Annotated in this window: 9 protein-coding genes; 6 read left to right on the top strand and 3 right to left on the bottom strand. The window is 74.7% G+C overall.

The features are described from left to right. The first annotated feature begins 16 nt into the window (after positions 1-16). The 3 genes from WHI96_RS20465 to WHI96_RS20475 all read left to right on the top strand — a co-directional run bounded on the left by WHI96_RS20465 (position 17) and on the right by WHI96_RS20475 (position 6173). Positions 17-958 carry an ATP-binding cassette domain-containing protein gene (locus WHI96_RS20465; protein WP_226367496.1) on the top strand — a complete coding sequence of 314 codons (942 nt, stop codon included), beginning with the start codon at positions 17-19 and terminating at the stop codon, positions 956-958. Continuing rightward, positions 958-1818, top strand: coding sequence for an ABC transporter permease (locus WHI96_RS20470; protein WP_345641930.1), 861 nt, complete (start codon positions 958-960; stop codon positions 1816-1818). The genes WHI96_RS20465 and WHI96_RS20470 overlap by 1 nt, the downstream gene beginning before the upstream one ends. Before the next feature lie 473 nt (positions 1819-2291). Further along, on the top strand, positions 2292-6173 hold the full coding sequence (locus WHI96_RS20475; RefSeq protein WP_345641978.1) for an ABC transporter ATP-binding protein: 3882 nt from the start codon (positions 2292-2294) through the stop codon (positions 6171-6173). 64 nt (positions 6174-6237) lie between these two features. On the opposite strand, the gene WHI96_RS20480 is transcribed toward WHI96_RS20475, so the two are convergent. Continuing rightward, positions 6238-7743, bottom strand: a complete 1506-nt coding sequence (locus WHI96_RS20480) for a GAF domain-containing protein (RefSeq protein WP_345641927.1) — start codon at positions 7741-7743, stop codon at positions 6238-6240. Positions 7744-8011: 268 nt separating this feature from the next. Between WHI96_RS20480 and WHI96_RS20485 the strand changes: the two genes are divergently transcribed. Continuing rightward, positions 8012-8749 (top strand): LuxR C-terminal-related transcriptional regulator, encoded by a 738-nt coding sequence (locus WHI96_RS20485; RefSeq protein ID WP_345641924.1) that lies wholly within the window; start codon positions 8012-8014, stop codon positions 8747-8749. 266 nt (positions 8750-9015) lie between these two features. Next, entirely contained in the window at positions 9016-11142 is a 2127-nt protein-coding gene (locus WHI96_RS20490; protein ID WP_345641921.1) for a PhoX family protein, read from the top strand. Positions 11143-11238: 96 nt separating this feature from the next. Here WHI96_RS20490 and WHI96_RS20495 read toward each other — a convergent pair whose 3' ends face one another. Beyond that, positions 11239-12009, bottom strand: coding sequence for a VldE C-terminal domain-containing protein (locus WHI96_RS20495; protein WP_345641918.1), 771 nt, complete (start codon positions 12007-12009; stop codon positions 11239-11241). A gap of 280 nt (positions 12010-12289) precedes the next feature. On the opposite strand from WHI96_RS20495, the gene WHI96_RS20500 reads away from it, so the two are divergent. Continuing rightward, positions 12290-13633, top strand: a complete 1344-nt coding sequence (locus tag WHI96_RS20500) for an MFS transporter (protein WP_345641914.1) — start codon at positions 12290-12292, stop codon at positions 13631-13633. Between the two features lie 47 nt (positions 13634-13680). On the opposite strand, the gene WHI96_RS20505 is transcribed toward WHI96_RS20500, so the two are convergent. Continuing rightward, positions 13681-13962, bottom strand: coding sequence for a hypothetical protein (locus tag WHI96_RS20505; RefSeq protein WP_345641911.1), 282 nt, complete (start codon positions 13960-13962; stop codon positions 13681-13683). Positions 13963-14173: the final 211 nt, after the last annotated feature.

Below are 14173 nucleotides of genomic sequence, written 5' to 3' on the forward strand. Positions count from 1 at the left end.
ACGGACGGAGGCCGGAGTGCAGGAGACCGCGTCCACCGACCCGGCGACGGCGGCCGGGAGCGGGCGGATCGTCGTCGAGGGGCTCGGCAAGAGGTTCGGCCCGGTCGAGGCCGTGCACGACCTGTCGTTCACCGTCGAGCCCGGCTCGGTGACCGGGTTCCTCGGTCCCAACGGCTCGGGCAAGACGACGACGCTGCGGATGATCCTCGGCCTGGTCGTGCCCAGCACCGGGCGCGCCCTCGTCGACGGGGTCCCCTTCTCCGCGCTGGCCTCGCCCGGCCGCGTCGTCGGCGCGGTGCTGGAGGTGCAGGGCGTGCACCCGCGGCGCACCGCCCGCGCGCACCTGCGCGCCGCGGCCGCCGCGATCGGCGTCCCCGACTCCCGGGTCGACGAGGTGCTCACCCTGGTGGGCCTGGCCGCCGCCGCGGACCGCTCGGCGGGCGGGTTCTCGCTCGGCATGAACCAGCGCCTGGCGCTGGCCGTGGCGCTGCTCGGCGACCCGCGCATCCTCGTGCTCGACGAGCCGGGCAACGGCCTGGACCCCGACGGCATCGCCTGGCTGCGCTCGTTCCTGCAGGCCTTCGCCGCGTCCGGGCGCAGCGTGCTCGTCTCCTCCCACCAGCTGGCCGAGATGGAGCTGACCGCGCAGCGGCTGGTCGTCATCGACCGCGGTGCCTGCCGCTTCGACGGCACCGTCGCCGAGCTGCGCGCCGGCCACGGCTCGCGGGTGCTCGTGCGCGCCGCGGACCCGGCCCGGCTGGCCGAGGCGCTCGCCACGGACGGGATCACCGAGATCGACCGCGTCGACGACGGCGTGCTGGCCGTCGGCGGGGCCGACGCGGTCCGCGTCGGGGACCTGGCACTCGCCGCGGGCGTCGCCGTGTACGGGATGAGCGAGGAGCGGGCCGGGCTGGAACAGATGTTCCTGCGCCTGCTCGCCGGTGAGGAGCAGCGCTGATGGCGACCGTGAGCCTCGACCGCTTCCGCGCGGTCCTGACCGCCGAGGTCCGCAAGACCCTGTCCACCCGGGTGTGGTGGCTGCTGTTCCTGCCGGTGCTGCTGCTCGCGCTGGCCCAGAGCCTGCTCGGCAGCATCCTGCAGCTGCTCGTGCCGCAGGCCACCGACACGTCGTCGATCCTGATGCTCGCCGGGCTGGCGTCGGCGCTGACCATGACCGCGATCGTCGGCGCCGCCTTCGGGACGCTGCTGGGCACCGGCGACTTCCGGCACCGCACGGTCACGCTGGCCTACCTGACCGGGTCCCGCGGCCAGGTGCTCGCGGCCAAGGCGCTGATCGCGGCCGTCGTCGCCGGGATGTACGCGCTGTTCCTGGTCGTGGTCGGCCCGCTGCTCGGCGGCGCCGCGCTCGGCGGCCAGCAGCTGCCCGACGTGGGCCGGCTCGCCGGGCTGGGCGCGGTCGGTGTCCTGGTGTGCGCGCTGTGGGGGGTGCTCGGCGTCGCCGTCGGGACCCTGGTGACCAACCAGGCCGGGGCGATCGCGCTCACCGTCGGCTACCTGCTGATCGGGGAGAACCTGATCGCCGGGGCGCTGCGTGCGGGCGACGGGTCCTCGCTCGGCGACCCGTCGGTGTTCGCCCGGCTCACTCCGTTCCTGCCCGGCAACGCCGGTGACCTCGCGATCTGGGAGCCGGTGGTGAGCTCGGCCGGGCTGGGCGCGCAGGCGCAGTTCGTCCTGGAGTTCCTCGCCGGGGTCAGCGCCCCGCCGCCCGGCTGGGTCGGGCTGCTGGTCCTGGCGGTCTGGACGGCCGCGGGGATCGCGCTGGCCGCCGTCGTCGGGGCGCGGCGGGACATCACCTGAGACGAGCCGACGGGCCGCGGGTCCGACGCCCCTCGGTCCGACACCGCTCGGTCCGGCGCCGCACGCTCCGGAGCCGCCGTGCGTACGGGACGCCGGTCCTGCGCCCGCCTCCCGCGGGGAGCACCGCTGCAGGCGTCGTCGATCAGTACCTGAGCGTCGTCCACCCACGTCCTGGCAGTGCTCATGTACTGATCGACGGGTGGAGCGGCGGGTCCGGGGCGGCGGCCGGCAGCCCGGCCCACCTCGCACGGGTTCGCTCCACCTCGCAGCCTCCGCACGGTCTGCGACGTCGCCGGAACCCGTGCGAGGTGGGCGGTGCGGGGGAGGGGCCACCGTCGACGGCGGGTACCCGGCGGCCCGTGCCGGGCGGCGTCGCCGGGCCGGTTGTCGGGGGGCGGGCATAGCCTGGCGACGTGCCCTCTCCCCACCCCTCCGCACGCCCCGGCTGGATCCGCAGACTGGCCACGGCCTGCATGCGGCACCGCCGCGTCACGGTCGGCGCGCTCGTCGCGTCGATGCTCGGCGTCGGGCTGGAGGCGATCGGTCCGCTGCTGATCCGCGAGGGCGTGAACGGCGCGATCGGCGGGGACACCGGCGTGCTCGCGCCCGTCGTCGGCGGGCTCCTCGTGCTGGGCGTGCTGAAGTTCGTCGGGGCGTTCGTGCGCCGCTACCTCGGCGGCACGATGGCGCTGAACGTGCAGCACGACCTTCGGCGCGCGGTGTTCGCCGCGGTGCAGCGCATGGACGGCGTCCGCCAGGACCGGCTGCGCACCGGCCAGGTCGCCTCGCGGGCCATCTCCGACCTGCAGCTGGTGCAGGGCTTCCTGTCGATGGTGCCGCTGACGGCGGGCACCGTCGTGCTCGTGGTCGTCGCGATCGTCGCGATGCTCTACCTGTCGCCGCTGCTCACCGTGGTCGCGCTGGTCATGCTTCCGCTGGCGTTCCTGGCCACCAACAGCATCCGGCGCAGGCTGTTCCCGGCCACGTGGTCCGCGCAGCAGCGGGCCGCCGAGATCGCCCAGCAGGTCGAGGAGACCGTCACCGGCGTGCGCGTGGTGAAGGGCTTCGGACAGGAGACCCGCGAGACCGCGACGCTGGAGGGCCGGGCCCGCCGGCTCTACGGCGAGCGGCTGCGGGCCGCCGGGCTGACCGCGCGGCTCAACCCGATGCTGCTGGCGCTGCCCGGGCTGGGGCAGGTCGCGGTGATCGGCGTCGGTGGGTGGATGGCCGCCCGCGGCACGATCGACCTCGGCACGTTCCTGGCGTTCACCACCTACGTCGGGATGCTCGTCGGGCCCGCCCGGCTGATCGGCGCGCTCGTGGTCACCGCGCAGCTGACCCGGGCCGGGGCCGAGCGTGTCTTCGAGATCGTCGACGCCGCACCGGGGATCGTCGACCCGGAGCGTCCGGCCGTGCTGCCCGAGGGTCCGCTGACCGTCGAGCTGGACGACGTCCGGTTCGGCTACGAGCCCGCGGGCTCCGGCCCGGACGGCGACGCCGCCCCCGACCCGGTCCTGGACGGCCTCTCCCTGCGGGTCGAACCCGGCGAGACCCTCGCCCTGGTCGGCCCACCCGGCTCGGGCAAGTCGACGGTGGCGCTGCTGCTGCCCCGCTTCTACGACCCGCAGGCCGGGCGCCTCGCGATCGGCGGGGTGGACCTGCGCGACCTGCGGCTGCACGACCTGCGCGCCGAGCTGGGGGTGGTGTTCGAGGAGGCGTTCCTGTTCTCCGACACCATCCGCAACAACATCGCCTACGGCCGCCCCGACGCCGGCGAGGACGAGATCCGCGCCGCCGCCGAGGCCGCGCAGGTCGCGTCGTTCGTCGAGGACCTGCCCGACGGCTACGACACCGAGGTCGGCGAGCGCGGCCTGACCCTGTCCGGTGGCCAGCGGCAGCGGATCGCGCTGGCCCGGGCGATGCTGACCCGGCCGCGGGTGCTGGTGCTCGACGACGCGACCTCCGCGGTCGACACCGCCACCGAGGCCGCGATCCACGAGACCCTGCACGAGCTGACGGCCGAGCGGACCACGCTGCTGGTCGCGCACCGGCGTTCCACCCTGGCGCTGGCCGACCGGATCGCGGTGCTGGACAAGGGCCGGGTCGTCGACACCGGCACCGAGGACGAGCTGCGCGGCCGGTGCGCGCTGTTCCGGGAGCTGCTCGCCACCGGCCCCGCCGACGAGCTGGGCGGCGGTACACGCGGGCCCGCGGACGACGGCTCCGGCGGCCCCCGCGGGGCCGTACCCGCCGTCGGCGAGGGGCTTCCGGGTGTGGACACCCGCGGGTCGGTACCCGCACCCGGCGACGACCTGCCCGACCGCGCCGCGGCCGGGTCCGGCACCGGCACCGGCAACCGCACCGGCGTCCTCGTCGGTGCATCGGCGGGCACGGCGGTCACCCCGGAGCTCTGGCCGCGGGTCAGGATCGAGGAGGACCCGGACCGGGCCCTGACCCGCGACGGCGGAGGCGGCGCGGCCGGCTGGGCGGGCGGCGTCAGCGCGACCCCCGAGCTGCTCGAGTCCGTCGCGAAGCTGCCCCCGGCGACCGAGACCCCCCGGTTGCGCGGCGACGACGACCCCACCGCCCCCGATCCCGCGTTCCGGCTGTCCTCGCTGCTGCGCCCCGTGCGCCGGCTGCTGGTGCTCGGCGTCGCGCTGATGACCGCGGACGCGCTGGCGACCCTGGCCCTGCCCAGCATCGCCCGGATCGCCGTCGACGACGGCATCACCGACGGCGCCACGCGGGTCCTGCTGCTGGCGGCGCTGGCCGGGCTGCTGATCGTCGTGCTGGACGCGGTGGTCGTCGGGTTCCAGACGCTGGTCACCGCCCGGGCCGGGGAGAGCCTGCTCTACCTGCTGCGGCTGCGCAGCTACGCACATCTGCAGCGGCTCGGCCTCGACTTCTACGAGCGCGAGCTGTCCGGCCGGATCATGACCCGGATGACCACCGACGTGGACGCGCTGTCCACGTTCCTGCAGACCGGGCTGGCGCAGGCCGTCGTCAGCCTCCTGACGATCGGCGGGGTCGCGACCGCGCTGGTGCTCACCGACCCGCAGCTCGCGCTGTACGCGCTGGGCTGGCTGCTGCCGCTGCTCGCGGTCGGCACCGTGGTGTTCCGCCGGTTCTCCTCCCGCGCCTACGCCGAGGCCCGCGAGCGGGTCAGCGTGGTCAACTCCGACCTGCAGGAGAACGTGTCCGGGGTGCGCATCGCGCAGGCCTACGTCCGCGAGGAGCTGAGCTACGACCGCTTCGGCGAGCGCTCCGACGCCTACCGCCGGTCGCGGCTGCGCGCGCAGCGCTACATCGCCACCTACTTCCCGTTCGTGGCGTTCCTGTCCGACATCGCCACGGCGGTCGTGCTGTTCGTCGGCGGGACCCGCATCGTCGGCGGTGACATCACCCCGGGCGTACTCACGGCGTTCCTGCTGTACCTCACCCTGTTCTTCGGCCCGGTGCAGCAGCTGTCGCAGGTCTTCGACGGCTATCAGCAGGCCCGGGTCGGTCTGAACCGGATCTCGGAGCTGCTGCGTACGCCCACCTCGGTCCCCGACGAGCCCGAGCGGCCGGCGTCGGTGCCGTCGCGGCTGCGGGGTGAGGTCGAGCTGGACCACGTGACGTTCCGCTACCCGGGGGTGGACGCCCCCGCCCTCGACGACGTGTCACTGCGCGTCGGGGCGGGCGAGACCGTCGCGCTCGTGGGTGCGACCGGTGCCGGCAAGTCGACGCTGATCAAGCTGATCGCCCGGTTCTACGACACCGGCGACGGCCAGGTCCGCGTCGACGGCGTCGACGTGCGCCGCTTCCCGCTGGCCGGGTACCGCTCGCGGCTCGGGGTGGTCCCGCAGGAGGCGCACCTGTTCACCGGTGACGTCGCCTCCAACATCGCCTACGGCCGCCCGGACGCCCCGCCGGAGCGGATCGAGGCCGCGGCACGCGCGGTCGGGGCGCTGGGCCTGGTGCGGTCGCTCCCCCGGGGGTTCCGCACCCCGGTCGGCGAGCGCGGGCAGGGCCTGTCGGCGGGGCAGCGGCAGCTCGTCGCGCTGGCGAGGGCCGAGCTGGTCGACCCGGACGTGCTGATCTTCGACGAGGCGACCGCGGCGCTGGACCCGGCCACCGAGGCCACCGTGCTGGCGGCGGGGGAGCGGGTGGCGTCGCGGCGGACCGCGTTCGTCGTCGCCCACCGGCTGCAGACCGCGCGGCGGGCGGACCGGATCGTGGTGCTGTCCGGCGGCCGGATCGCCGAGGAGGGCACGCACGACGAGCTGGTCCGTGCGGGCGGTCGCTACGCGGCCCTGTGGCGCGCGGGGGAGCTGGAGCCGGAGCCGGACAGCCCGCTGGCCGCACAGACCTGAGTCCGACCCGCCGCGCGGATCAGCACCCGCGACGCGAGCCGGCCACGCCGGTCCGGCCCGGCGGTCAGTCCCGCAGGTGCTCGGCCCGTGCGGCGACGGCGGCGCGGCGCGGGTCGTCCCGGTCGAGCAGGTCCAGCAGCAGCTCGTGCGCCTCCAGGTCGTCGGTGCCCAGCGGGTGTACGACGAAGCGGTGCAGGAGCGCGACGTCGTCCGAGGCGAGCACGGCGTGGCGCAGCCCGACCACGAGCTCGTCGCGCAGCTCGCGCACGGCGGGCGCGTTGGAGCGGGGCAGCAGCTCGCCGTGGCAGGAGTCGAGCGCGTCGGACACCCGGCCGTCGCGCAGCGCCGCGCGGACCCGCAGGAAGTCGGCCTCGGGCCCGGCCGCCAGCCGGTAGGGGCGGGTGAGCAGCAGCTCCGCGCCCAGCGACGACCGCAGCCGGTGGATCTCGCCGCGGACGGTGGTCGGGTTGCCGTCCTCGCCGTAGAGCATCAGGGTCAGCTGCTCGCCGGAGAGCCCGTCGGGGTGTAGCGCCAGCGCGGTGAGGATCTCCGCCGGGCGCAGGGTGGCCGCGAACTCCTCGCCGTCGAGGGTGACGCGCGGACCGCCCCCGCCGGTGAAGCGCAGCTCCAGCGGGCGGGGCGCCGCGGTCGGCACCGTCGGGACGACGCGCCCGCGCCGTCGCGACGGCGGCACCAGCAGGTAGCCCTCGGCGAGCTTCTCGACGGCCATCTCCCGGCCGTCGCCGAGCTGCACCCGGTCGACGCCGTCGTCGAGCCGGATCCGCTCGGGGAACAGTCCGTAGGGCTCGCTGGCGATGACCCGGCCGCTCGCGGACAACAGGGCGCCCTCGGAGCCGCGCAGCGCCGCGAGGTGCGGCATGTTCCTGACCCGCAGCCGCTCGTCCGCGATCGCCAGCCGCACCCGCAGCTGGTTCTCCGCGAGGTGGGCGGTCGCCGTCACCAGCTGCACCAGCGCGGGGTGCACGGTGTGCAGCGGCCCGGAGATGTCGATCGCGCCGATGGTGTCGCCGGTGTCGGGGTCGTGCACGGGGGCCGCGACGCAGGTCCAGTCGTGGTAGGCCCGGACGAGGTGCTCGGCGGAGTGGATCCGGACCGGCTCGTCGACGGCCAGCGCCGTCCCCATCGCGTTGGTGCCGATCGTCTCCTCGGCCCAGCGGGTGCCCTCGACGAGCCCGACGTCGTCGGCGGAGTGCAGCAGGCCGTGGGCGCCGTCGCGCCACAGGACGGTGCCGTCGGCGTCGGTCACGAGCATCACGTGCATCGCCTCGTCGGCGATGCTCACCAGGGTGGAACGGAGCAGCGGCATCACCGTGTGCAGCGGGTGGCCGGTCCGGACCTCCTTCAGCTCGTCGGCGAGGTAGATGAGCGGGGGGAGCCTGCCCTCCGGGTCGACGTGCGCTGCCAGGCTGCGCTGCCACGAGTCCGAGACGACGGGGCGGGGGGCGCCCGCCGAACCACCGGCGCCGAGCCCGTCGTCGTAGATGCGCCGCAGGCGATGTGCGTCGGCGACGATCTCCTCGGAGGACGTCCCGCCCTCGGCTCTGCTCACGTCGCCTCCCGTCACGGCCGGGGGCACGATGTGCCCCGCTCCCACGTGATGTCCCGCGCCGGCGCGGGACCGCCCGGGATCGGTTGTCCGTCCCGGGGCCGCGAGCATACCGCTGCCCGAGGGGCTCGACCCCCCGCGACCGGGCCGGGATGCGACATCGCTCGATCGCGCGCAACGTACGGGCAACGTGGCGCTCGTTACGGTTTGCCGCATCGGGACGCCGGGTGGCGGACCAGCGATGACGCAACAGATCCACCGGAGGACAGCGATGACGCTCGAAGCCGTTCGTGAGGCCACCGATCTGCGTGCCGGCCGTGGGGCCGACGGCGCGGATGTGATCCGCCGCGCGGCCCGGGTACTCGTCGTCGACTCCGAGCCGGTCGTCCGGCACGGGCTGCGCGCCCTGCTGACCGCCGAGCCCGACCTGGCCCCGGCCGGCGAGGCCGCCTCCCCGCGCGACGCCCTGATGGCCGCGGAGCGGGCCCGCCCCGACGCGATCATCGTCGACATCGAGTTCGCCCGCGACGAGCGGCCCGGTCTCGACCTGGTGCGCGCGCTGCTGGAGCGCTGCCGCGGGGTGAAGATCCTCGTGCTGACGGGCTGCCGCGACCGCGACTCGATGATGCGCACCGTGCGCCTGGGTGTGCACGGCTACCTGCGCAAGGGCGCCGACACCACCGAGATCGTGCGGGCGCTGCGCACGGTCCTGCGCGGCGAGGGCGTCTTCGACCCGGGCACCGCGAGCGCCGGCCCGCTGCAGGTGCTGCGCGACACCGACCCGGCGCCGTCGCCCGCGCCGGACCTCTGCAAGACCTCGCTGCTGACCGGCCGCGAGAACCAGGTGCTGCGGCTGCTGGCCGTCGGCCTGTCCAACCGCGAGATCGGGACCCGGCTCCGGATCTCGGAGGCCACCGTGAAGTTCCACGTGCGGAACCTGCGCGACAAGCTCGAGGTGCGTCGCCGCACCGAGATCGTCTACACCGCCGCCCGCCAGGGCATCGTCTGATCCCGCCGGGCCGGGGCGAGGTACTCGCCCGCCCCGGTCCGTGCCCTTGCTCCACCGCACGACACGACCGGCGCGGTCACCCATCGGGTGACCGCGCCGGTCGCGTCGCGTGGTCGACACCACCCCTTCCGGGGATGCGTTCACCCGGCGGCCACCTTCTCCTCACCCCACGGGAGAACGGGGGTGTTGGGATGCGGAGGAAACGGACGGTTCCGAACGGACCGGACCGGACCGCGTCATCCCACCACGACTCCAGGAGGACGACCGTGGCCCACAGCTGCCCCGGCGACGCCCCCCAGGCCGGCCCCCGCCGTGCCCTCCCGCTCCTCGACCGCGTGCGGCACGGACGTCAGGGCCTCACCTGCCGCTACCGGTGCGGCGACGCCTGCTCCCGGCCCGAGCCCAACCCGTCGTCGAACGCCTACTTCGGTGACGTCATGCAGGCCGTGCTCGACCGGCGCGGGATGCTCCGCGCCGGCGCGGTGCTCGGCCTGGGCGCCGGGGCCGGTGTGGCCCTGGCCGGCACCGCAGGCGCGGCCGAGCCCGCCCCGGCCGCGCCGGCCCATCCGCTCGGTGCCGACGTGGCCGCGCCGGCGCAGGCCCGGCTCCCGCGCGGGCTGCAGTACGAGACGGTCGCGCCGAACCTCGACGACGCGATCCGCGTGCCGGTCGACTACGCGAGCAACGTCGTGATCCGCTGGGGCGACCCGATGTTCCCGGACGCGCCGGAGTTCGACTTCGAGAACCAGACCGCCGCGGCGCAGGCCCGTCAGTTCGGCTACAACAACGACTTCTGCGGGATCCTGCCGATCGACGGCCCCGGCCGCCGCTACGTCATGTTCTCCAACCACGAGTACACGCTCGAGCCGCTGATGTTCCGCGGCTACGACGAGGACGCCCCCACCCCCGAGCAGATCCGGATCGGCATGGCCGCGCACGGCGGCGGCGTCGTCGAGGTGACCCGCGACCTGCGCACCGGTGAGCTGCGCTACGACCGCGACGGGAAGCTCAACCGGCGGATCACCGCCGACACCGAGACGGTGCTCGACGGCCCGGCCGCCGGTGCCGAGGTGCTGCGCACGAAGGCCGACCCGACCGGGCGCAGCGTGAAGGGCATGATCGGCAACTGCGCCGGCGGTACCACCCCGTGGGGCACCTTCCTGTCCGGCGAGGAGAACTTCGACGGCTACTTCGCCTCCGGCCCGGTCACCGACGAGCGCGCGAAGCGCTACGGCCTCGGAGAGGGTGCCTCGGAGCGCAGGTGGGAGCGCGTCGACCCGCGGTGGGACCTCGCACAGGAGCCCAACGAGGCCAACCGGTTCGGCTACATCGTCGAGATCGACCCGCACGACCCGCGCTCGAAGCCGGTCAAGCACACCGCGCTCGGCCGCTTCAAGCACGAGGGCGCCACCGTCGCGCTCACCCGTGACGGGCGCCCCGTCGTCTACATGGGCGACGACGAGCGGTTCGACTACGTCTACAAGTTCGTGTCGGACAAGCGGATGCGCCGCGGCCACAGTCGGGCCGCCCGCGAGCACAACGCCACCCTGCTGTCGTCGGGCACGCTCTACGTCGCGACGTTCACCGGGGACAGCCCGGCCGCGGAGATCACCGGCACCGGGGCGCTGCCGCGCGACGGCCGCTTCGACGGCTCCGGGCGGTGGACGCCGCTGGCGTCGACCACGAAGTCCTACGTGGACGGCATGAGCGTCGCCGACGTCTTCGTCTTCACCCGGCTCGCCGCGGACAAGGTCGGCGCGACGAAGATGGACCGCCCGGAGGACGTGGAGCCCAACCCGCGCACCGGGAAGGTCTACATCGCCTGCACCAACAACTCCGACCGCGGCAAGGCGGGCGCCAAGGCCGGTCCGGACGAGGCGAACCCGCGCAACGCCAACCAGCACGGCCACGTCATCGAGCTGACCGAGACGCGCGACGACCCGGCGGCGACGACGTTCGCCTGGAACATCCTGCTGGTCTGCGGGAACCCCGACGACCCGTCGACCTACTTCGGCGGGTTCGACAAGTCCCAGGTCAGCCCGATCACCTCGCCGGACAACGTGGCGTTCGACCCCTACGGCAACCTGTGGGTCTCGACCGACTCCAGCCAGGCACTGGAGATCAACGACGGCCTCTACGGCGTCGTGCTGGAGGGGCCGCGGCGCGGCTCGACCCGGCTGTTCGCCAGCGTCCCGGTCGGCTCGGAGTGCTGCGGGCCGGTCGTCACCGAGAACTTCGTGCTGGTCTCGGTGCAGCACCCGGGCGACGTCGACGACGCCTCCCCGGAGAAGCCCGCGTCGCACTGGCCCGACGGCGGCGCAGCGCAGCCGCGGCCGGCCGTCGCCGCGATCCGGCACCTGGAGGACGGACGCCCGGCGAAGATCGGCGTCTGATCTGCGAGCGGCACTCATGGAGCTTTGGTCCGGTGGCGCCGGACCAAAGCTCCATGAGTGCGCAGACGGTGGGCCTGGAGCGGGTGCGGAATCCGATCAGGCGCAGCGGCCGAGGTCCGGGTCGCCGGACCCGGCGCGCTTGTCGAACGAGATGTGCACGTGGTCGTAGTGGTTCGCGGTGTCGCCGCCGCGGTCCTCCATCGTCGACCACCCGGAGCCGTCGTTCATGCGCTGCTCCCAGATCACGTACGTCACGCCGAGCTCGTCGGCGTTGGCCAGTGCGCAGTCGGCGATGCGGTCGCCCTTCTGCCCGCGCACCATGATGTCCAGGGCGTGCCCGGTCGGGTGGTCGGAGGCGTTCGCCCGGTTCGCGACGCCGATCAGGTCGGTCTCGCCGTAGGCGCAGCCGAGGAACTCCGCGGCGTCGGACACCCAGGCCTTCACCCGGCCCAGGTCGTCGAGGTCGAGTCCGCACGACGGGTCGTTCAGCCCGCGGGCGGCGAGCTCGGCGGCGGCCCTGGCCTGCTCGGCGGCCTCCTGCGCCAGGCCCTGGGCCTTGCGGGCCGCGGCGAGGCTCGCGTCCGCGGCGGGGTCGAGCAGGCCCGCGTCGCGGACGATCTCGGCGCCGAACACGGGCGCGGAGCGGGGAGCGTCCGCGGCGGCCGCGGCCTCGGCGAACGGGGTACCGAGGTCGCCCTCGGACACGTCCTGTGCGGCCAGGCGCAGGTCGGCCTCGGCCGGCCCGAAGCCGAGCCCGGTCACGGGCGTGACGAAGGCGAGCGTGCCGCTCGCGACGGCGGCCGCGGTGGCGACGTTGCGCAGGCCGGGCCGCGGCCCGGCCTGCGCCCGATGTCGGTGTCGGGGCACGACGGTCTCTCCTCCGGCACGCGGACCGGCCGGGCTGCGGGGGAGCGTCGGGATCGGGGGATCCCGGCCCGTCGGGGGGTACCGGACCGCGTGTTCAGTGACCGGACGGTAGCGAATGTCCCGCGATGTCCGATCTCGGCGGAGGGTTCGTGGCGACGACCGCACCCGGCCGTGCGACGAGTGGCGCGGACCGGCCACCCCGGACGTCTTTACCCGACCGGACGTTCGGTGCAAAGGTGGCGCGGTCCGGGACACCGCCGTCCCGGGTCAGGGAGGACGCATGACCGAGCAGCAGGCCGGGCCCGGCGCGGGCCCGACGAGTGCCGCCGACACGACCGGCTCCGCGCCCGCGCAGGTGCGCCGGGTCGCCGCGACGAGCGCGATCGGCACGACGATCGAGTGGTACGACTTCTTCATCTACGCCACGGCCGCGGCCCTGGTGTTCAACAGCCAGTTCTTCACCACGATGTCCGCGGCCTCGGGCACCCTGGCCGCGTTCGCGACCCTCGGGGTCGGCCTGGTGGCGCGTCCGCTCGGGGGCATCGTGTGGGGGCACTTCGGCGACCGCCTCGGCCGCAAGAAGATGCTGGTCCTCTCGCTGCTGCTCATGGGGGTGGCCACCGTCGGCGTCGGGCTGCTGCCCACCTACGGCCAGATCGGCGTCGCCGCGCCGGTGCTGCTCGTCGTGCTGCGCCTGCTGCAGGGCCTCTCGGCGGGTGGTGAGTGGGGCGGCGCCGCGCTGATGGCGGTCGAGCACGCCCCGCCCGGCAGGCGCGGGCGCTACGGCTCGTTCCCGCAGATCGGGGTGCCCGCCGGGCTGATCCTGGCCCAGCTGGTCTTCCTCGTCGTGTCCAACCTGACCACCCCCGAGCAGTTCGCCGCGTGGGGCTGGCGGATCCCGTTCCTGCTGTCGATCCTGCTGGTCGTCGTCGGGCTCGTGATCCGGCTGCGGGTCGAGGAGAGCCCGGTGTTCGCGATGCTGCGGCAGAGCCGCGGCCGCAGCCGCGCCCCGATCCTGGAGGTGTTCCGGCACCGCCCACGCGAGCTGGTGCTGGCTTCGGTCAGCTTCGTCGCGAACAACGCGATCGGCTACATCTTCCTGGCCTACCTGCTCTCCTACGGCACCCAGGTGCTCGAGGTCCCGCGGAACACCATGATCGTCGTCGTGATCGTCGGCTCGCTGAGCTGGTTGGTCAGCATCGTCGCCGGCGCGGTCTGGTCCGACCGGGTCGGCCGCAAGCGCGCCTACCTGGTGGGTTCGGTGCTGCTCGTGGTGTGGCCGGTGCCGTTCTTCCTGCTGCTCGACACCGCGGGGTTCGCCGCGATGGTGGCCGCGGTCGTGGTCCTCACGGTGGGGCTGGGCCTGTCCTACGGCCCGCAGTCCGCGCTGTTCGCGGAGATGTTCGAGTCCCGGTTCCGCTACAGCGGCGCCTCGTTCTCCTACGCCGTCGGGGCCGTGCTGGGCGGCGGGTTCGCTCCGCTGATCGCGGCCGCGCTCCAGCAGGGCTACGGCACGTCGATGGCGGTTGCGGCGTACATGGTGGTCGTCGCGGTGATCTCGCTGGTCGCGATCCTGTTCATCCGCGAGACGCACCGCCCGGACGCGCCCGCGCGGCTGTCCTGAGACGCACGGCGCCCCGGACCCGCGGGTCCGGGGCCGCCGGGAGAGGTCTACAGCGAGCGGTGCCGCCCGTTGCCGCCCGGGACCGAAAGGTCGCGGGCCCGGCGGCGCCCGGCGACGGTGCCCTCGCCGGCCCGCTCACCCGCCGTGCCGGGGTCCGACGACATCGAGCGGGCCTGCTCGGCCAGCTCCCGGGTCACGCAGGGCCAGGTGGCACTGACCCCCGTCGCGTCCCGGCACTCACGGCAGCAGCCCTGCGCATCGGGGGTGTGTTCCGCCAGGGTCCGCTCCAGCAGATCCGGCATCTCGGACAGGATGTTCGCGAGTGCCACGACTCACCTCCAGGTCGAATGCGGGCGACAGTAGTGGTCGGGTTCACCCGCCCCCGGCGGGGCGGGGGGCCCGCCGGGGGCGTCCGCCGGTCCACTGAGGACCCGGTGTTCCCGCTGCTCGCGAGGGGTGTCCGGGATCGCGCCGGGGCCCTCGGGGGGTTCGGCCGCCCGGTGTGACGCCGCCCCGTCGACACAGGGCGGGCCCGCCCGC

This window comes from Pseudonocardia tropica (genome assembly GCF_040105315.1).
GTDB classification, from domain to species: domain Bacteria; phylum Actinomycetota; class Actinomycetes; order Mycobacteriales; family Pseudonocardiaceae; genus Pseudonocardia; species Pseudonocardia alni.